We start from the raw sequence: 19,349 nt of genomic DNA, 5'->3' as shown, positions 1-19,349 counted from the left end.
CCGGTGAGCAGGAGCACCGGCCTCACATTGACGGGCTCCCCGTCGAAGGCCATGGCCGATCATGCTGAGCACCAGGCGGACACGTACCTCCGAAACCCGTGAAGTTTGCATTACCGGTCCATCTGCAAGAGACAGTCACCGTGCTGCGCGACCGGCCACAGTCCGCTCGTGCGTCCTCCAAGGACTCACAGTCCGCTGACCTTGCCGCTCGCCGAGAGTTCGTAGACGAGGGTGACCGTGCGGCGGCCGTTCGGGGGCAGGGGGATGTCCCAGCGGGCGATGCCCTCGGCGTCGACCGCGGTGGGGGCGGGGGAGCAGGCCTCCTTGCGCAGCTTCACCTCCACTGCCGAGACCTCGGAGACCGGGATCCGTTCCCGAAGTGCCACCACCTGCTCGTCCTGTTCCCCGGGTGCGGAGAAGCGGGACAGGTGCAGGCGCACGGTGCGGGTGACGGTGGTGCGCTGGGTCATCGTCGTGGTGTCGCGGTGCTCCTCGACCTCGCGCAGCACCCGGTAGTCGTCGTGACTGCCGAAGGCGAGCCGGAGCGGCGCGCCGGGAGCGGTGAAGTCGAGGGTGCCGCGGCCGCCGAACCCGCCGGCGCCGACGAGGTCCACCGGGCCCGCCAGGAGTGCGTGACCGGTCGGGTTGTCGCAGCGCACCAGGTGGGTGACGAGCGGGGACAGCTCCGGGGAGCAGGTGTACTCGCTGCGCGCGGTCGTGGTGGCCACGGAGAGCGGCACCCGGTGGGCGTGGCCGTCCGAGGGGACGGAGACGGGCGCGGGGGAGTGCAGGACCCGCGTACGGCCGCCGTCGTCCACGCCCGGCAGGCCGAGCACGGATGCCGGGCCGAGCTCCGCGATCTCCTCCTCGCGCAGTTCGACGGCGACCGTGCGTCGCTCCGCGGGGGAGCGGTCCGTGAGCGTCAGCCGGTCCTCCCCGAGCCGCGGCGGTTCGCTCGACGACGCCGAGCGGGCCGTCGACAGCGTCAGGCGTACGTCCGACCAGTCCTCGCCGGTGAGTTGCCAGACCATCGCGTCGGTCTCCAGGGTGAGCGAGTCCCCGTCGAGCACGGCGCGGTACGCGGGGCGCCACAGCGCACAGGCGGTGACGTGACCGAGCCGCAGGCGGACCGGGCCGGCCACGTCGGCCTCGACGGTCAGTTCGACGTGAGCGACCAACTCGGTGGGGCGCCGCTCGGCGAGCTCGATGGCGCGTTCGGCTTCCTGGAGTTCGGTGGTGAGCGCCTTCAACTGGGCGTCCGCGGCGCGTAGTTGCTCGGCGTGGGTGTCGCGTTCCTCGTCCACCCGGTCCAGTTCGGCACTCCACCGTGCGGTGTCGGTCTCTCCGTGTCCGGTGCCTTCGCCGATCTCGCGTAGCAGGTCGGTGGCGAGGCGGCCGAGCAGGTCCAGCCGGGCGCGCAGTCGGTCACGTCGCTGTTCCAGCGCGGACCGTTCCTCTTCGATCGCGTGCACGCGCAGGCGCAGCGCCGAGTCGTCGGCGTCGGGCAGCGGTCCGCGCGGAGTCCAGGTGCGGACGATCCGGGCGTCGAGGACGGTCGCCGGATGGTCGGTGGTCAGTTCGGCGTGGAGGGTGCGGTCGACCGCCAGGGCGCTGATCGGGCCCAGGCGCAGGCGCTGAACGCCGGCCCGCAGGTCGAGCGTGGCGGAGCGTTCGATCTGGGCGCGGTCTTCGAGGCAGGTGACGGCGGTGACGGGCAGCGGGATCGGCTCGAGGTCCGTGGGCATGGTGGTCAGCTCCTGCGGTTTCCGCCGACGAGGGCCTTCGCGGCCGGGATACGGATCTCATAGCCGCCGTCACGGACGGCGGTGGCGCCGGCGGGCAGGTCGACACGCCACACGCGCGTGCCCGGGGCGAGCTGATCGGGCCCTTCGCCCTCCTGGGGAGCCGTCCAGTCGGCCCGTTCCTCGATGCGGACGTCGGCTTCGGCGGTCACCGGCACCTGTTCGCGCACCTCGACCGTGACGGGCCTGGCGAGCCGGTTGGCCAGCTCCACATGGACACCGTGGTCGAGCACGGTGACGTTGTTGCGCAGCCCCGCCGTCGACTCCTGGAGGCTCGTGCGCCGGACGACCTCGATGTCCTCCGCCGGCCCGAGTCCCATCCGGCGGACCCCGCCCGGGGCGAGGGTCGGCAGGGCGGCGGTCAGTACGAAGTCGTCGTCGACGCCGACCTCCACAGGCCCGGCGAGCAGGGCCTGGTCGGTGGCGTTGGACAGGATCAGAGTCTGGTACACCCGCTGCTCCACCGACGGCACGCACACGTACTCGGTCTGCAGTCCGACCGGGATCGTTGTGACGGTGACGGTGTGCCAGGTGCCGTCCGAGGGGATGTCGGCGCGGGCGACGGCGTCGTAGCGGTGGTCGAAGGAGCCCGCCGACTCACGAGGGCGCACGGCGTGGCCGGGCAACGGCAGTGCGGCCACCGCTTCGGCCCGGCGCCGGTGTTCGACCGCGACCGGGTCGTAGGAGGTGGCGGGGAACAGCCGGCCCCGGCGGCCGGCGGGCTGGTCGGGACCGCTCAGGACGAGAGCGGCGTAGTCGAGTTCGGCGCCGCTGGGCTGCGGAGGACCGGTCAGCTGCGCGGGCGGGGCCGACGGCGGGGGGAACGCCCCCGAGGGTGCCGACGGCATCGCGGCGGGCGCCACCGGGGGCGCGCCGGCGAACGCGGGCGGGCTGGACCGCATCCGGTTCGCCTGCGGGGGCATCGCCTGGAGGCTGCCGGGGGGTGCGGGTGCCGTCGGCGCAGCGCCGTAGACCGGCGGCGCCGGAGGCAGCGGAGCGGGCGGGGGAACCGGGCCCGCGTCGGCGGCGGGCCTGGGCGGAGCGCCGACGGCCACGGCCTCATGCGCGGCGGGTACGTCCGGGCGCGGGCCCGTCGAGTCGTAGGCGGTGAAGAGGTCGGCGAGGCCGGCCGGGGGCTCCCGCCAGCCGGCCGGTTCGGGGGCGGGCTGACGCCGTCCGATCCGCAGCGAGCGCAGCCGCGGCGACTCCGTCTGCCGCTTGAGGTCGGCGGTGGCCAGCGCGATACGCACGCCGGCCCAGTCCTCGCCGCTGCGCTGGGCGACCGAGGCGCGCAGCACGAGGGTGCCGCTGCCGTCGCCCTGACGGTAGGTCAGACGGTAGGCGGGGACCCATACGGCGCCGGGGACCGCGTACTCGAGCTCCAGCCGTACCTCACCGCTGCCGTCGAGGGTGACGGCCGCACCCACCGTGGTGTGCACCTGTCCTGAGGGCGCGTCGGTGGAGGCGCGGCGCCAGCGGTCCGTGGCGACGGCGTGGTCGTGATCGAGGCGGCGCAGCTCCTCCTCCTGGGCGGTGAGGCGGTCGTGCAGGGCCGTCAGCCGTTCGTCGACGAAGTCCGCGAGCGTCAGCCAGGCCTCGGCGGGAGTGCGGCGGTGCGGGTCCTCACGCTTGCGGGCCGGGGGGACGGGGTGCAGATCGGTGATCTCCCTGATCCGGTCGAGGATCCGGTCGCGCCGCCCACGGGCCGCTCCACACGCCTCGCCCAGCCGCTCCACTTCCTGCCGCAGGTCGCCCGTGGGCCCCGTGCCGGACGGTTCGGCACCCATGTCGACCCGCACCTCGGTGACACGCGCACCTGAGTCGCCCACGACGCGGGCCCGCACGGAGCCGCGGTCCACAGAGCGGGGCAACCCCGTCAACAGCACCCGCCCGTCCGGCGGCACCGTGCCCCGCGCCACCCGCGTGCACAGCGCACCCTGTGCGTACACCACGACCCCGTCAAGGGTCGTCGCCCATCGCGGTGTCTCTTCGGACTTCATATGCTCAGCCCCCGTCATGTCCGTGCCCGGCGAAGCCTAACGCCCGTGGCGTGGGGTCGTTCGGGCCCTGGTGATGCAATGAGGGCATGCGTGGATTCCGCCGCTGTGGCACGCGCTCGATATTCGAGTGAGCGCGCGGATCAAGCTGCGTAGGGTGACGCGCGTGGACGCAGCTGACTTTTACACGGGCATCGTCGCGGAACTGTACGGACCGCTGAAGTCCTACTCCCAGGACCCCGAGCCCTACGCGGCCTTTCTTGAGCAAGTCGGCTTGCCCGCACTGGAGTTGGGGTGCGGCGATGGTGAGCCGCTGCTCGAACTGCGCAGGCGCGGCCTGGACGTCGACGGTGTCGACTCCTCCGCCGACATGCTCAACAGGCTCCGGCGCCAGGCAGCGGAAGAGGGCCTCGAAGTCACCGTGTTCCACCAGCGGATGGAGGCTTTGCGCCTGCCCCGCCGCTACCGGGCGATCTTCCTCGCCGGGCCCACCTTCAATCTGCTCCCCGAGGACAACGTCGCCCTCGCCGCCCTGAACGGCATCCGCGCCCATCTGGTCGACGGCGGCACCGCCCTGGTGCCCCTGTTCACCCCTGAACCGACCCCGGCCGACCAGATCGGCCGGGTGCGTACGGCCACGGCATCCGATGGCGCCGAGCTGAGGGTGTCCGTCGTCGCCGAGGAACGCGACGAGACCGCCCGGACCCAGACGACGCTCCTGCGCTATGAGCGGCACCACGGCTCCGACAGCACCGTCGAGGACCGCCCGTGGGTCCTGCACTGGTACACCCGGGAGCGGTTCGAGAAGCTGGCCGCGAGTGCCGGTCTGGCCGTGAGCGCGGTCACCGATGCGGACGGCGGGCCGGCCCCCGCCGACGGCACCGGTCTGCTGCACTTCCGGCTCCGAGCCGCCTGACCGCACTGGCCCGTCCGAAGCCTTGCACGCGGCCCGACTATCGGGACGCCGCCGGTCAGTCCTCCGGCCGCGCGGGCGCCTTGGCACAGAGGTACGGTCGCGCCAGCAGCAGGCCGGTGCCGGTCAGGGCGATGCCGATGTAGACCGGTGCGAGATGGGTGAAGTCCGTGTAGTGGATGAGTCCGTGGACCACGACGGCCGGCAGGAATCCGGCGGACGCCGCCGCGCCCAGGGTCCAGAACACCCAGGCCTCGCCCCGCCGCCAGCCCCACGCGCTGAGCAGCACGATCGCCACCGCCGCGGACATCAGGGCGCCGCCGAACCCCGCCCTGTCGTGGGCGATGAACGGTACGAGCCGGGGGTTGACGGCTTCCAGTGCCTGGGCGCTGGTGCCCAGGAAGGTCAGGTCGCTCGGCACGAAGACCCCGGTCAGGCCGACCACCGAGATCACCGCTCCGCCGACGAACAGGCCGGCTCCCGTGACGATCAGCAGCAGTTGGCCCACCAGCGCCCGACGGCGTTCTCGCTCGGGCCCCTCGGGCGCCAGACGCCACCGCGGTGCGTGCGGAGTCCGGCGGACCCCGGCCAGGAACATCGGGAAGAGCACCAGGGCCGTCGCCGTGTGCAGGGGTTCCACGAAACCGGTGGCCAGGAAGTAGAACAGGGTGGGGAAGCCGATCGCCCCAGAGAGCAGATACACCTCGCGGGCCCAGGCCCAGCCGCGCCTGATCCCGCCCACGGCGAGGCCGGTGTAGAGGGCGCCGATCGCCACCATCGTGCCGGCCATGGTGATCCGGTCGTGCTGGAGGAAGTGCACGAGGTGGTGGTTGGCGTGGTGCAGGTCGTGCAGCGTCATGCCGAGGTAGTCACGGTCGTACCAGAGCAGTACCGGCCCGAGCGTGATCGCGGCGGCGCCGAGTCCCGCTCCCGTCATCCCGAGTCCGACGAGCAGCGCCCACCACCAGGCGGGCCAGCGGCGGGGATCGCGGCCGACATCCCGTAGCCCTGGCGCGGGCACGGTCGGGGTGGCCGCCTCGGTGACCCGGGCGAACCAGCCCGGTCCGGCCTCGACGAGTACCCCGGGCCGGGCGAGCACGACGGTGCCGGGCTCCTCGAGCGCGGCGGCCGCGGCGGTGACCGACGGTTCGGACACGCGGACCAGGTGCTTGTCGGCGCCGTCGGTGAACCCGTCGACATGGAGTGTGAGGGCGGCCATGACCTCGTGGTCGCGGGTCCGGACGACCAACGGGATCGAGCGGCCGGCCGCGGCCTCCCGTACGGCCTGGACGTCGGCCGCCGACACGGGCGCCACCTCGACCACACCGGCCCCGAGCGGGGGCATGGCGCGTACGGTCTCGCGGGCCAGCGAGGGCGGGACGGAGATGCCGAGGCGGACCGTCACGGGTACGCCGGCGATGTCACCGGCGAGCCGCTGGGGCGGATGGCGGTGGCCGAACCCCCGGGCGATCAGGCGCGCGCCGGCGGGTCGGGAGCCGATCCGGGCCAGCAGCCCCAGCGCGGTTCGCTGCGAACGGCGGCGGCCGAGGACGGCGGCGGCCGCCTGGCGAAGTGGGTGATAGGTCCAGTCCGGCATCAGCGGGTCCCGCTTCGCGTCACGGTCGGTCCGGCGCCGGGGGCGGTCCAGCCGAGCACCGGCGTCATGGAACGCAGCGTCGCCCGCGTAGGCGTCAGGCGGGCGGCGGTGTCGCGCAGCCACACCGCCGGCGGCCACGCCAGCTGGCCGACCGCGCCGAGCCGGGCGGAGCGGCGTGTGACGGCCTGGGTCCGCGGGCGGCGCAGCAGGTCGTACGAGCGGAGCGCGGCGGTGACGTCCGGGGTGCTGTCGAGACAGTGGGCGAGGGTGACCGCGTCCTCCAGCGCCTGGCACGCGCCCTGGCCCAGATTGGGGGTCATGGCGTGCGCCGCGTCGCCCAGCAGCGTGACCCGTCCACGGACGAAGGTGGGCAGCGGCGGCAGGTCGTACAGGTCGTGGCGGAGCACCGCGTCCGCGGGGACGGCGGCCAGCAGGGCGGGGACGGGGTCCGGCCAGGAGCCGAAGCGGCGCAGCAGTTCGGTGTACTCGGCCGAGTCGAAGGCCGTTCCGGCCGGCAGCGACGCGGTCGCGAAGCAGTACATGCGGCCGCCCGGCAGCGCCGTGTAGCCGAACCTCTCCCCACGACCCCAGGTCGCCGCGCCCTCGGCGGGCGGCTCGGCGAGGGGCTCGGTGACCATGCGCCACGCCGTGTATCCGGCATAGCGGGGGCCCGCCGCGTCGGGCCACAGGGCCCGGCGGACCGCACTGCGCAGCCCGTCGGCGCCGACCACGAGGTCGGCCCGGGACTCGCCGCCACGGTGCTCGACGACCACACGGTGGCCGTCGTCGTGGACCGCGGACACCTCGCTGCCCGGCCGCAGACTGTCGGCGGGCAGCGCCTCGGTGAGCGCCCGCAACAGGTCCGCGCGGTGCAGGACCAGCAAGGGGTGACCGAAGCGGCGTGCCAGCTCCGCGTTGTCGGTCCGGGACAGCCAACGGCCCCGGCCGTCGCGTACGCCGCCGGCGGCCTCCACGGCACCGAGTGCCCGTATCGTGTCGGACAGGCCAAGGGATTCGAGCGCGTGCAGCGCGTTGGGCCACAGGGAGATGCCCGCCCCGATCTCGGTGAACTCCTGGGCCCGCTCCAGTACTTCGACGCGCCAGCCCCGACGATGCAGGGCGATGGCGGCCGCGAGCCCGCCGATGCCGCCGCCGACGATGGTCGCAGCGCGCTGCGGCATGGGTCCTCACTCTGGGTTCGGGTGCGCCGCCCCCGGCCTCGTGGCGGGCGGTCCGGTGCCCGAGCGGTATGCGACGGGGCGCAGGTCCGGCTGAGCAGCGCCTGATCACAGCATGTCGACACGCGCCTGTCAATGTGTGGGATCAGACCATATGGGAGCGACGTCCTGGCCATTCGCGATCGTCGACGCCCCGGCCATCCGATCCGGCCATGACCGACTCCCGCCCTTTTCGTCCCCCCGGGTGCGGCTCACACTGCGGGTACACGGACCGGTGGGGGAGGGCTTCGACGTGACGGGGCGTGGACGGGGCGCCGCCGCGCGCAGGCGGCGGGCGGCGCGGCTGAAGTCGGTGGCGATCGGTGGGGGTCTGCTCCTGCTGCTGCTCGTCGTCTTCTGGTCGGTGGTGTGGCCGTATGTGACAGCGGCTGTGGTGCTCGGCGGCCTCGCGGCGGCGGGACGGTGGTGGTGGCGTACGGACCGGCTGGTGCGCGGGCGGGATCGCCAGTGGCGGCAGGAGGAAGCGGTGAAGGCCGGCCACCGGACACTCGCCGAGGTGGACGCGATGACCGGCACCGAGTTCGAGGAGCTGGTGGCAGGGCTGTGCCGACGCGACGGATGCACCGAGGTGCGGCGCGTGGGTGGCGCCAACGACAACGGAGCCGATGTCGTCGGCCGTCTCCCGGACGGCCGCAGCGTGGTGATCCAGTGCAAGCGCTACGCGCCGACCAGCGCGATCGCGAGCCGTGAACTGCGTGATCTGCTGGGCGCGAGGGTGCATTTCGGCGCCGATCTGGCCGTGTTCGTCACGACCACACGGTTCAGCCGCCCCTCCGAGGAGTTCGCGCTGCACCATCACATCCTCGCCGTGCACCGCGATCACCTCGGACTGTGGAACAACGGGGCCTCCCTGCTGTCCCTGATCGAGGTCAACGGCCGAGGCCAGGGCGACGCCCGTCACCGAGCCCGCTGGAAACAGGCGTACGGGAAGTGACGTAGCTCGGCGGGAGGCCTCGAGCGCGTGGTCGACCGGATCGCGCGTGACAGTATCGGCGGTGAGCGCAAGGCCGCGCGCCGGCGTCGAGGGCAGAGGGCGAGGGACATGAACCGGCCACCAGGGATGATGGACGTGGCACGCGAGGCCGGCGTCTCGCACATCACCGTCTCCCGGGTCATCAACGACCATCCGTCGGTACGACCGGAGACCCGCACCCGCGTCGAGGCCGCCATCCAGAAGCTGGGCTACCGCCGCAACAGCGTGGCCAGGGCCCTCAAGAGCCGCCGCTCGTCGACGATCGGTGTGGTGATCGCCGGGTCGGAGCTGTTCGAGCTGCCGCGCATCCTCAGCGGCGTGGAGGCGGCCGCCAAACAGGCCGGCTACTGGGTGAGCCTGGCCAGCAGGCAGGGTGAGAGCGGCACCGGCGACCTGGTGGAGACGCTGCGGCGGCTCACCGACCAGTCCGTGGAGGCCATCGCGGTCGTCGCCGACCGGCCGGTCGCCGTCGACGCGCTGACCAGCCTCGTCCTGGACGTGCCGGTGGCCGTGGTGATGTCGGGCGGGGTACCCAACCTCGATCTGGGCTGCGTCGAGGTCGACCAGGAACGTGGCTCCCGGCTGGCCGTACGGCACCTGCTCGACCTGGGACACCGGCGTATCGCCCATCTGACCGGCGCCCTGCGCACCTTCGACGCACAGGCCCGGGTCGCGGGCTGGCGGGACGAACTCGCCGCCGGGGGAGGAGAAGGGGCCATGCTGGAAGGGGACTTCACCGCGGAGAGCGGCTTCCGGCTGGCCCACGCGCTCTGCTCGGACGAGTCCGGCCTGCCGACCGCGGTCTTCGCGGGCAACGACCAGATGGCCATGGGAGTTCTGGCGGCATTCGCGGAGCGGGGCGTGCGGGTGCCCGCGGACGTGTCGCTCGTCGGGTTCGACGACATGAAGGGCGCCGGATACCTCGTACCCGCCCTGACCACGGTCCGGCAGGACTTCGACCACCTCGGCAGGAGCGCCATCGAACTGCTGGTACGGATGCTGGGCGGCGAGCGAGCGGCCCAGGAGAAGCTCACGCCGGAGCTCGTCGTGCGACGCAGCACCGCGGAGCCCCGTACGGCCCTGTGAAGATCGAAAGTTTCGCTGTCCTGGCCAGGTGTCGCCCGTGCACCCACCGTCGGTAGCGTCGTACGGGCAGGTCGGGACGCGGACAGCCGGCACCCGGCACCTCATCCAGGGAGTCTGAACAGCACATGCGCTATCGGGAACTTGGCCGCACCGGGCTGACCGTCTCCGAGATCGGCTACGGCGCCTGGGGACTGGGCCAGGGCGCCTGGGTCGGCGCCGACGACGACTCCGGCGTACGTGCCCTGCACCGTGCCGTCGACCTCGGCGTCACCTTCATCGACACCGCGCGGGCCTACGACCGCAGCGAGCACATCGTGGGCCGTGCGCTCAGGGAACTCCCGGGCGGCGGCGACGGCGTGCACGTGGCGACCAAGGTCGGGCCGAAGGTACCGGTCTCGTTGGCGCCCAGCGGAGTCGACCCGATGGAGGCATTCCCCGGCTCCCACCTTCGCGCGAGCCTGGAGACCAGCCTGCGTGAACTGGGCCGCGACCACGTCGACCTGCTCCAGCTGCACACCTGGGAGGACGAGTGGACCGGACGCGGTGACTGGCTGGAGACCATCGACGCCCTCAAACAAGAGGGCAGGATCAGGGCCTTCGGCATCTCGGTGAAGGACCACCAACCCGACAACGTCCTGAAGGTGCTGCGCACCGGCGTGATCGACACGGTCCAGGTCATCTACAACATCTTCGAACAGGCCCCGACCGACGCCCTGTTGCCCGCCTGTGAGGAGTACGGCGTCGGCGTGATCGTCCGTGTCGCCCTCGACGAAGGCGCCTTGACGGGCGCGATCCGTGCGGGCGTCACCTTCCCCGAAGGCGACTGGCGCAACTGGTACTTCAGGGACGACCGGCCCGCGCAGGTCGAGGAGCGGGTGGAGGCGATCCTGGCCGACCTGCACATCGACGCCGGCGAACTTCCCTCCACCGCACTGCGGTTCGCGCTCGCCGGGCAGGCGGTCTCCACGGTCATCGTCGGGATGCGCTCCCTGGCGAACGTGGAACGCAACGCGGCGGTCGGCGACGCCGGGCCGCTGACCGCCGAGGAGCTGGCGCTGCTGGCCCGGCACCGCTGGCAGAAGAACTTCTACGGCTGAGCCGGGCTGTACTCGAACCAACTCACGTGCGCCTCACCGGCGTTGCCCGTGCCGTACAGGCCGAGGTGGACGCCGACGAATCCGCCGGCGCGTTCCGTGCTGAAGAAGGGCCGCTCGATGCTGCCCAGTGTCGTCCAGGTGGCGCCGTCCTGGACGTGGAAGGTGTAGGCGGACTCGTCGCTGTCGACCGCGAGGACGACGTCGACGTCTGTGATGGGTACCGCCGCGAGGCGAGTCGCGGCGCCTGCCTCGCGTGCGGTGAGGACGACCTGCGGGGTGCCGGCGGCGTCGACCGTGAGCGCGAGGGTGGCGTGCTGCCGCTGGTTCTGGAAGACGGTCAGTCCCGCCTCCTGGGTCGGCTCGGTGGCTCTGAAGCGCAGCCGGGTGCTCGCGCGCATCCGAACGTGCTGCTGGCGGCGGGCGATGAACGCGGGGGTGCCGGTCGAGGTGAGGGGCTCGGGGGAGAGGCGGATGGTCAGGCCGCCCCCGGGGTGAGGTGCGACCAGGTCGTCCACCGGGCCGCGCAGGCCGGCCCATTCCGGTGCCGGTCGGGGCGTGGTGAAGTCGTCCCGGACGGTGTCGTCCTGGTGCCGGCCCCGGCCCGTGATTCCCGCCGGTACCCGTTCCGTCAGCCTCACCCGACCGGTGTCCGGAGCGAAGACGGGCCCTCTCGGTGTCCATTCGACGGGGACCAGGAACGTCTCACGGCCCAGGGTGTGGGTGCCGTCGACCGGTCGTATGCCCAGGGCGACGGCCCAGGTCTCGCCGGCGGGGGTGTCGACGAGGTCGACATGGCCGACGTTGTGGACGGGTTCGGCCGCCCCGCGATGGCGGTGGGTGAGCAGCGGGCTCCTCGGGTCGGTGGTGTAGGGGCCGGTGACGGTCTCGGCGCGGGCCGCGGTCACGGCGTGATGGTGTTCGGTGCCGCCCTCCGCGGCGAGCAGGTGGTACACGCCGTCCCGCTTGTACACGTGCGGTGCCTCCACCCAGGCGCCGCGCATCGCGCCGTACCAGAGGATGTGCGTCGGGCCCGTCAACGCCATTGTCCCGAGGTCGAGTTCACGCATCCACAGCTCGCCGGGGCCCGTCACGGCCGGTTCGGCGGCGTCCCGGCAGGCGGTGAACCAGCAGCGGCCGTCGTCGTCGAAGAACAGCGACGGGTCGATGCCCTCGGCCTCCAGCGTGACCGGGTCCGACCACGGGCCGGCCGGGTCGTCGGCGGTGCAGAGGAGCGTGACGCTGCCCTGGCGGCCCTTCGCCAGGGTCACGACCACGTAGAAGGTGCCCTCGTGGTGGCGGATGGTGGCGGCCCACAGTCCGTCAGAGACGTCAAGCCCGGTCAACGACACCTGGGAGGGGCGGTGCACCACATGGCCCACCGGCCGCCAGGTCACCAGATCGCGGCTGTGGAGCACCGGGAGCCCGGGGTAGTACGCGAACGACGAGGTGACCAGGTAGTAGTCCTCCCCGACCCGGCAGATCGACGGGTCCGGGTGGTGTCCGGCGAGGACGGGATTGGCGAAGGTCGGCACGGGTGCACTCCGAGGGGGGACGAGGCGGGCGAGGCGAGGTGACGTCATGTGGGGTGGGGCGGCGACAAAATTCGGCACAGGGCAAGCCATGACAGCGTGTTAACGTTAACATCGGTGTTCATGCCGATCCCCGGAAACGCCCACACGCCCCTGTCGTTCCCCGCCGACTTCCTCCTCGGTTCCGCGACGGCCGCCTACCAGATCGAAGGCGCCGCCACCGAGGACGGACGAGGTCCCTCCATCTGGGACACCTTCTCCCACACCCCGGGCAAGACCTGGAACGCCGACACCGGTGACGTGGCCGCAGACCACTACCACCGCCTGGACGACGACCTCGACCTCATGGCCTCCCTCGGCCTGCGCGCCTACCGCTTCTCCCTGTCCTGGCCGCGCATCCAGCCCACCGGCCGTGGCCCTGCCAACCCCAAGGGCCTGGACTTCTACAGCCGACTCGTCGACGGCCTGCTGGCCCGCGGCATCACCCCCGTCGCGACCCTCTACCACTGGGACCTGCCCCAGGCACTCGAAGACCAGGGCGGCTGGACGAACCGTGCCACCGCACTCGCCTTCGCCGACTACGCCCGCATCGTCGGCGAGGCTCTCGGCGACCGTGTCGCGATCTGGACCACCCTGAACGAACCGTGGTGCTCCGCCTACCTTGGCTACGGCTCCGGAGCCCACGCCCCCGGCCGCACCGACGGAGCCGCGGCGCTGACCGCGGTCCACCACCTCAACCTCGCGCACGGCCTGGCCGTTCAGCAGCTCAGGGCGGTCACCACCAACTCCCCGCAGTACTCGATCACCCTCAACTTCCACGTCCTGAGGGGACACGGCGACGGCGCCGCCGAAGCCGTACGACGCATCGACGCGCTGGCCAACCGCGCCTTCACCGAACCCCTGCTCCGGGGCCACTACCCGAAGGACCTGCTCAACGACACGGCGTCCGTCACCGACTGGGCGTTCGTCCAGGACGGCGACCTCACCGACATCTACCAGCCCCTGGACCTGCTCGGCGTCAACTACTACGCCACCACCGCCGTCCGCCTGTGGGACGGCACGAGCACCCGTCAGAACAACGACGGGCACAAGGACATGGGCGGCTCCGCCTGGCCCGGCTCACCCCAGGTCGAGTTCCTCCCGCAACCGGGCCCGCACACCGCCATGGGCTGGAACATCGACCCGGACGGCCTGGAGGAACTCCTCCTGGACCTGCACACCCGCTACCCGGAGCAGCCGTTGGTCATCACCGAGAACGGCGCGGCCTTCGACGACCACCTCACCACCCGCCCCGACGACACCCACGCCGTCCACGACCCCGAGCGCGTCGACTACCTCCACCGCCACCTCGCCGCCGCGCACCGGGCCCTGACCGCCGGCGTCGACCTGCGCGGCTACTTCGTGTGGTCGCTGATGGACAACTTCGAATGGGGCTACGGCTACTCCAAGCGCTTCGGCATCGTGCACGTCGACTACGAGACCCAGCGCCGGACTTTGAAGGACAGTGCCCTGTGGTTCCGGGAACTCGCGCTCACCCGCACCCTCCCGCCGACGGCGCCCGTCAGCGCCCCGCCCAAGCTCGGAGCTTCTCGGGGTTGAGCACGGCCCAGATCCGGGTGATCCGATCGCCCGCGATGTCGAACGCGTACACCGCCACGGTGCTGCCGTCCCGCTGAGCGACCAGACCGGGCCGCCCGTTGACCACGGACTCCAGGACGGTCGGGGTGCCGGCTGCCTTGGCGAACAGGTCGGTGAGGTAGTGCGCGATCCGCTCCCCGCCCTCGATGGGGTGCAGTGAGGCCCGCGTGAGGCCGCCGCCGTCCGCGATGACCGTGGCATCGGGGTCGAGAAGACCCATCAGGGCGCCGATGTCCCCCGCCTGCCAGGCCTGCTTGAAGTCCCTGACGACGGCGGCCTGGTGGGCCACCGGGGTCGTGGGCGTCCGGGAGGCGCTGATGCGGCGCCGAGCGGAGGAGGCCAGCTGACGACAGGCCGCGGGGGTGCGGCCGACGATCCCGGCGACCTCGGCGAACGAGTAGCGGAAGACGTCGTGCAGGATGAACGAGACGCGTTCGGCCGGCGTCATCGATTCGAGTACGACGAGAAAGGCCATGTCGACCGACTCGTCGAGGGTCACCCGGTCGGCGGGGTCGGCCGTCGCGCCGCCCGCCGGACCGGTCAGCCACTGGGTGGCTCCGGGCAGCGGCTCGGGAACCCACTCGCCCACATAACGCTCGCGCCGGGCCCGCGCCGAGCCGAGCACGTCCAGGCAGATACGGCCCGCGACCCTCGTCAGCCAGGCACCGGGGGACTCGATGGCATCCTGCTGCTCGCGGGACATGGCGTACCAGCGGACGTAGGTCTCCTGCACGGCGTCCTCGGCCTCGGCCAGGGAACCCAGCAGCCGGTAGGCGAGATTGATCAGCCGACGCCGTTCGCTCATGATCGCGTCCAGGCTCTGATCGTCTTCGTTGGTCACGGTTCTCCCCTTGCCCTGCGGTGCCGCCTTGCAGCGTCCGGATCTGCACTCACCGGATCGACGAGACAGCGCCTCGGAATGTGAGGCGGGCGGCTCGCCTGACATTTGTGGGAGCTGCGTCGTCGTACCGCTGACACCGGCACAGCATCCCCCGGCGGGGTGACAGGGAGGCAAGGATGAGCGACTTTCAGGTGATCGCGGACCGGATCGAGATCGAGGCGCTGCGCGGTGAGTTCACCGACGCGGTGATGATGCGTGACTACGACCGGGTCGCGTCGCTGTTCACACCGGACGGCGTGTGGCGGATGCCCGACATCCCCGCCGAGATGTCCGGCCGGGAACAGATCCGTGCCTGGGGCCGACGGGTACCGGAGTTCGTGGAGTTCCTCGTGCAGAACACCCACCCGGGCATGATCCGGCTCGACGGCGACACGGCGTCCGGGCGCGCGTACATGTCCGAGGTCGGCCGCGGCCGTGACGGCCGCTGTGCGCTGAACTACGCCATCTACCACGACCTTTACCAGCGCACCCCCGACGGCTGGAAGTTCACCGAACGCGTCTACGAGATCCGGTACCTCGACGACAGTCCCCTGACGGGCTCCGCGTTGCCGCAGGGCGAGGTCACTCGCTGAAGGCCCGGTTCTGTCCCGTAGCCGAGGGGCAGCCGGTCCCGGCGGATGGGTCGTGCAGGTAGCGGGATCGTTCCTCAGGGGTGAGACGGGCGTCGACGGACTCGCAGATGTGGCGGATCGCGCGGGCCGGGTCGGGCAGGTCGACGTTCCACAGGCCGACGGAACCGTCCGTGGCGACGGCCAGGGTCCGTCCGTCCGGGCTGAACGCCACTGTCGCGAGGGAACGGGTCGGCAGGGTGGTCCTGATCCGGCTGGTGGCGAGGTCCCACAGCTGAACGCCTCGTACGCTGCTCGCCGCCAGGGTGCGTCCGTCGGGGCTGAAGGCCAGCGACGCCACCTCACCACCGGCTCCGAAGCTGCTCCGGAGGCGACCGGTGCGCGCGTCCCACGTCTTGACGACTCCGCCACCGCTGCTCGCGGTGGCCAGGGTGTGTCCGTCCGGGCTGAACGCGAGGGACAGCGGGCTGCGGGCGCCGGGCTTGATGGTGCGCAGCGTGCGGCCGGTCGCGACGTCGAGGAGCGTGACCTGCTCGCCGTCGGTCTCGATGTCCACGACGGCAAGTGTGCGGCCGTCGGGGGTGAACGCCAGCGCCCTGACGGACTGGCCCTCTCCGGTGTGGACGGTGCGCACCGCGCCGGTCGAGAGATGCCAGATCCGCACCGATCCCCTCTCGCCGACGAAAGCGAGCCGGGTCCCGTCGGGACTGAAGACCGCCTCGTGGCCGGCGCCGAGGGCACGGCTGTCGCGCAGGCGGCCCGTGGCGACATCCCGGACCTCGATCACCCCGTGCCCGACGGCCCTGGCAGCCAGAGCGCGACCGTCCGGACCGAACCCCACGGCCCCGAGGCGCGACACCGCGACGGGAAGCTGCCCGCCCCGGGGCGGCGAGCCGGTGTCGAGCGCCTGGGTGGCCTCCCGATCGCCGGTCCCGGCGTCCCAGAGCTGCACCGACCCACGGCCGGGCGGCCCTTGGCGAACCGTGGCCATGCTGCGTCCGTCCGGACTGAAGGCCAGCTGCGCCACATACGTGCCGGCAGGCCCGCGCAGGGAGCTCTGCGGGTGGTCGGCGGACAGCCGGTGGACGTGGACGGCGGGGTCGCGGTTGGTGCTGGTCACCAGGGCGCGGCCGTCCGCGCTGAGAGCCACCTTCACGGCCCCCTGGCCACGGTGACCGGCGGTCACGGTGGCCAGTGCTGTTCCGGAGGCGGTGTCCCACAGCCGCACGGAGTCCCCGAGGCCCGGTACGGCGAGGGTCCGTCCGTCGAGGGAGAAGGCCACCTCGTTCGCTCCGACGGGGCCGTCCCTGATGGTGCGCCGGAGGGCGCCGGTGGCCACGTCCCGCAGCTGCACCACACCGTCGGTGCGGACGGCCGCGTAGGTCCGGCCGTCAGGGCTGAACCGCACCGCGTAGGCCGTGATGTGGCTGTCGTGGGTGGTCCGGACGCGGCCGGTGGCCACGTCCCACACCCGCGTCAGCCCGTCGCGGCTCACCGCGGCGACGGTACGTCCGTCGGGGCCGAAGGCGACCGCCTGCGGGTCGGGATGGCCGGTGAAGCGGTGTCGCGTGCGGCCGGTGCCCACGTCCCACACCCGCACTGCCATCGGCGAGGCGGCGGCCAGCGCACGACCGTCAGGGCTGAAGGCCAGCCCGCGCACCGAACCGTCCGGGACGGCGAAGGTCCTCAGGTTCCGGCCGGTGACCGGATCCCACAGGCCCACCGTCGCGCCGCTGCCCGCGGCGGTGGCGACGGCGAGGGTACGTCCGTCGGGGCTGAACGCCGCGATGTCGCTGACGCCGGGGCCGGTGAACGTGTGTCGCAGCCGGCCCGAGGGCAGACTCCAGATCCGAATCCCGCCGTCCGAGCTGTGGGTGGCGAGGGTGTGTCCGTCCGGGCTGACGGCGAGGGAATCCACGGGGTCGGTGCCGTCGACCAGTCGCTGGGGCCGCGGTAGCGCCGCGGCGGCGTACAGGGCGGCGGTGGCCTCGCGGGTCGGACTGGTGCGGTAGGCATGGACGGCGAGCAGTGCGGCGAGGTCGGGTTCGGAGTCCAGCAACGCACCGGACTGGGCGGCCAGTTGCCGCGACTGGGCCAGATGCTGGGCGGTGACCGCGCTGCGCCACTGCCCCATGGCGAGAACGGCGGCGACGAGGGCGAGGCACAGGGCAGCGGTGACCGCGGTGAGCACCAGCCGGTAACGGCGACGGCCCCTCCGCTCATGGCCGCGGCCGGCGTCGAGGAAGGCGCGCTCCACGTCGGTCAGGTCCTCGTGGGTCGCGCTGCCGAAGTGTTCCTGGGCGGCCGCGAGCCGGCTGCCCCGGTACAAGGCGCCCGTCTCGCGGCCGAGTTCCCGCCAGGTCTGGGCCGCTTCGGAGAGGTCGCGGTGCACGCGCAGGCGTTCGCGGTCCTCCTCGATCCATGCGCGCAGCCGGGGCCAGGCCGTGAGCAGGGCCTCGTGGGCCAACTCGACCTTGTCGCCGTCCAGGGTGAGCAGCCGGGCTCGCGCGAGTGCCTCCACCACCTGGGCGGTGTCGTCCCGGCCGGAGCCGGGCAGTCGTGCGCGCTCGAGAGGGCGGCGGGTGTCGGGGGTGCCGTCGCCGGGGGCGACCAGGCGCGGCAGCACCCGGCGGGCGGCGGCCGCCTGGGTCTCGCTGAACCGGCCGTAGACCTCCTCGGCGGTCTTGGTGATGGCGCCGTTCAGACCGCCGACGGCCTCGTACCCCGCCATGGTCAGTGTCTTGCCGCGGCGGCGGCGCCAGGTCTCCAGCAAGGCGTGGGACAGCAGCGGCAGTCCGCCCGGCTCCTCAGCGACTTCCTCGATCAGCCGCGCGGTCAGGGCGCGTTCGACGGTCAGTCCGGCGGCCGTGGCCGGCTTGACGACGGCGTCGCGCAGTTCCGCCCGGCTCATCGCTCCCACCAGGAGGTTGGCATCGCGCAGCGCGTCGGCCAGGTCGCGGTGCTCGGCGCAGCGGCCGTAGAAGTCACCGCGGACCGCCAACAGCACCCGCAGGCGACTCTCGGCCTGCTGGGCTGTGAGCAACAGATCGATGAAGCGGGCGCGTTCGGCCGTGTCGTGGCAGAGGGTGAACACCTCCTCGAACTGGTCGACGATCACGAACGTGTCCGCCCCGACGCCGTCCTCGGGGGACGCCACGGGTGTGAGGAGGGGCGCGTGGTCGCGGGCAGGGTGTTCGCCGGGAGTCAGGATCCGGATCGCGGCCGGGCGCGGGCCCGGCTCCCGGCTGCTGCGGAGGGCGGGTATCAACCCGGCCCGGAGCAGCGAGGACTTGCCGCTGCCGGAGGGGCCGAAGACCGCGGCGAACCGGCGACGCCCCAGCAGGTCGACCAGGTCGGCGGTGAGCCGTTCCCGGCCGAAGAACAGACCGCTGCCGCCCGTCTCGAACCGGGCCAGACCCCGGTACGGCGTGAGCGATCCGTCCTCGTCCCCGGAGCCGTCAACGGCGGATTCCTCCACCGCCTCCTTCCACCGGGCCTCCCACTGCTCCAGGTCTCCACCGCACGCCCCCGCGTAGGCCAGGGCCACCGGCAGCGTCGGCAGCTGCTCGCCCGCCGCGGCCTGCGACAGCGTGGTCACCGAGTAGCCCGCCCGTTGGGCCAGCGCCCGGTAGGTGATCCCGTCCGCCGCCGCCCGCAGCGCGCGTAACTCGAACGCGAACCGCTGCACCGGACCCGCCGCCGGATCCACCGGCACCTCACGACGCCCCGCCACACCTTCACCCCCTCCGACCGCCCCACCACGAAGCGGGCAGCCAACCCATACATCTCTCGGACACCTATACGGCTCGCGGACCCGGTTCGTTGTTCGGCCGCCGAAGCAGTGGTGCCGAACAATGCCCCAGCCGCTGAACTCGGTGATCAGAGCGGTGCGGGGCCTCCCTGCGGCCGTGGGGCGACCGCCGTCGGGCGGGGCCCGCAAGCGTCACGACAGACCCAGCGACGACCTCACCGAACAGGACTCCGTCCACGCATGGAATCCCCACCCCAG

The 19,349-nt window shown here is 72.5% G+C and carries 13 protein-coding genes; 6 read left to right on the top strand and 7 right to left on the bottom strand.

Annotated features, from left to right (window positions below):
* Positions 1-185 precede the first annotated feature (185 nt).
* Together ABKA17_RS36270 and ABKA17_RS36265 are read right to left on the bottom strand one after the other, a co-directional pair.
* Positions 186-1,745 carry a mucoidy inhibitor MuiA family protein gene (locus ABKA17_RS36270; RefSeq protein ID WP_353696601.1) on the bottom strand — a complete coding sequence of 520 codons (1,560 nt, stop codon included), beginning with the start codon at positions 1,743-1,745 and terminating at the stop codon, positions 186-188.
* Positions 1,746-1,750: 5 nt separating this feature from the next.
* Positions 1,751-3,802, bottom strand: a complete 2,052-nt coding sequence (locus ABKA17_RS36265) for a DUF4139 domain-containing protein (protein ID WP_353696600.1) — start codon at positions 3,800-3,802, stop codon at positions 1,751-1,753.
* Positions 3,803-3,965: 163 nt separating this feature from the next.
* On the opposite strand from ABKA17_RS36265, the gene ABKA17_RS36260 reads away from it, so the two are divergent.
* Positions 3,966-4,715, top strand: coding sequence for a class I SAM-dependent methyltransferase (locus ABKA17_RS36260; RefSeq protein WP_353696599.1), 750 nt, complete (start codon positions 3,966-3,968; stop codon positions 4,713-4,715).
* 55 nt (positions 4,716-4,770) lie between these two features.
* On the opposite strand, the gene ABKA17_RS36255 is transcribed toward ABKA17_RS36260, so the two are convergent.
* Both ABKA17_RS36255 and ABKA17_RS36250 read right to left on the bottom strand, forming a co-directional pair.
* Positions 4,771-6,309 carry a hypothetical protein gene (locus ABKA17_RS36255; protein ID WP_353696598.1) on the bottom strand — a complete coding sequence of 513 codons (1,539 nt, stop codon included), beginning with the start codon at positions 6,307-6,309 and terminating at the stop codon, positions 4,771-4,773.
* Complete coding sequence (locus tag ABKA17_RS36250) at positions 6,309-7,490, bottom strand: FAD-dependent monooxygenase (RefSeq protein WP_353696597.1); 1,182 nt, start codon at positions 7,488-7,490, stop codon at positions 6,309-6,311. The genes ABKA17_RS36255 and ABKA17_RS36250 overlap by 1 nt, the downstream gene beginning before the upstream one ends.
* 289 nt (positions 7,491-7,779) lie before the next feature.
* Here ABKA17_RS36250 and ABKA17_RS36245 point away from each other — a divergent pair, with 289 nt between their 5' ends.
* The 3 genes from ABKA17_RS36245 to ABKA17_RS36235 all read left to right on the top strand — a co-directional run bounded on the left by ABKA17_RS36245 (position 7,780) and on the right by ABKA17_RS36235 (position 10,703).
* Entirely contained in the window at positions 7,780-8,481 is a 702-nt protein-coding gene (locus tag ABKA17_RS36245) for a restriction endonuclease (RefSeq protein ID WP_353696596.1), read from the top strand.
* Positions 8,482-8,610: 129 nt separating this feature from the next.
* Positions 8,611-9,606: a LacI family DNA-binding transcriptional regulator gene (locus tag ABKA17_RS36240; RefSeq protein ID WP_353696647.1), complete on the top strand. Its 996-nt coding sequence runs from the start codon at positions 8,611-8,613 to the stop codon at positions 9,604-9,606.
* A 125-nt stretch (positions 9,607-9,731) separates the two neighbouring features.
* A complete protein-coding gene (locus ABKA17_RS36235; RefSeq protein WP_353696595.1) occupies positions 9,732-10,703 on the top strand; it encodes an aldo/keto reductase in 972 nt (323 codons plus the stop codon).
* Here ABKA17_RS36235 and ABKA17_RS36230 read toward each other — a convergent pair.
* Positions 10,694-12,235 carry a glycoside hydrolase family 43 protein gene (locus ABKA17_RS36230; RefSeq protein WP_353696594.1) on the bottom strand — a complete coding sequence of 514 codons (1,542 nt, stop codon included), beginning with the start codon at positions 12,233-12,235 and terminating at the stop codon, positions 10,694-10,696. The genes ABKA17_RS36235 and ABKA17_RS36230 overlap by 10 nt on opposite strands.
* A gap of 120 nt (positions 12,236-12,355) precedes the next feature.
* Here ABKA17_RS36230 and ABKA17_RS36225 point away from each other — a divergent pair, with 120 nt between their 5' ends.
* The gene (locus ABKA17_RS36225) at positions 12,356-13,831 is read left to right on the top strand and encodes a GH1 family beta-glucosidase (RefSeq protein ID WP_353696593.1); all 1,476 of its coding nucleotides are present in this window, start codon (positions 12,356-12,358) and stop codon (positions 13,829-13,831) included.
* Here the strand turns inward: ABKA17_RS36225 and sigJ are convergent.
* Positions 13,794-14,675 (bottom strand): RNA polymerase sigma factor SigJ, encoded by an 882-nt coding sequence (gene sigJ, locus ABKA17_RS36220; RefSeq protein WP_353696646.1) that lies wholly within the window; start codon positions 14,673-14,675, stop codon positions 13,794-13,796. The genes ABKA17_RS36225 and sigJ overlap by 38 nt on opposite strands.
* 212 nt (positions 14,676-14,887) lie before the next feature.
* Between sigJ and ABKA17_RS36215 the strand changes: the two genes are divergently transcribed.
* Positions 14,888-15,343, top strand: coding sequence for a nuclear transport factor 2 family protein (locus ABKA17_RS36215; protein WP_353696592.1), 456 nt, complete (start codon positions 14,888-14,890; stop codon positions 15,341-15,343).
* Here the strand turns inward: ABKA17_RS36215 and ABKA17_RS36210 are convergent.
* On the bottom strand, positions 15,333-19,073 hold the full coding sequence (locus tag ABKA17_RS36210; RefSeq protein ID WP_353696591.1) for an nSTAND1 domain-containing NTPase: 3,741 nt from the start codon (positions 19,071-19,073) through the stop codon (positions 15,333-15,335). The two genes, ABKA17_RS36215 and ABKA17_RS36210, sit on opposite strands and share 11 nt — an antisense overlap.
* Between the last annotated feature and the right edge of the window lie 276 nt (positions 19,074-19,349).

Source organism: Streptomyces sp. RG80, from assembly GCF_040446465.1.
Lineage (GTDB): Bacteria > Actinomycetota > Actinomycetes > Streptomycetales > Streptomycetaceae > Streptomyces.
The sequence above is the reverse complement of the archived record's forward strand: the minus strand, read 5'-3'. Positions and strand labels throughout refer to the sequence as shown.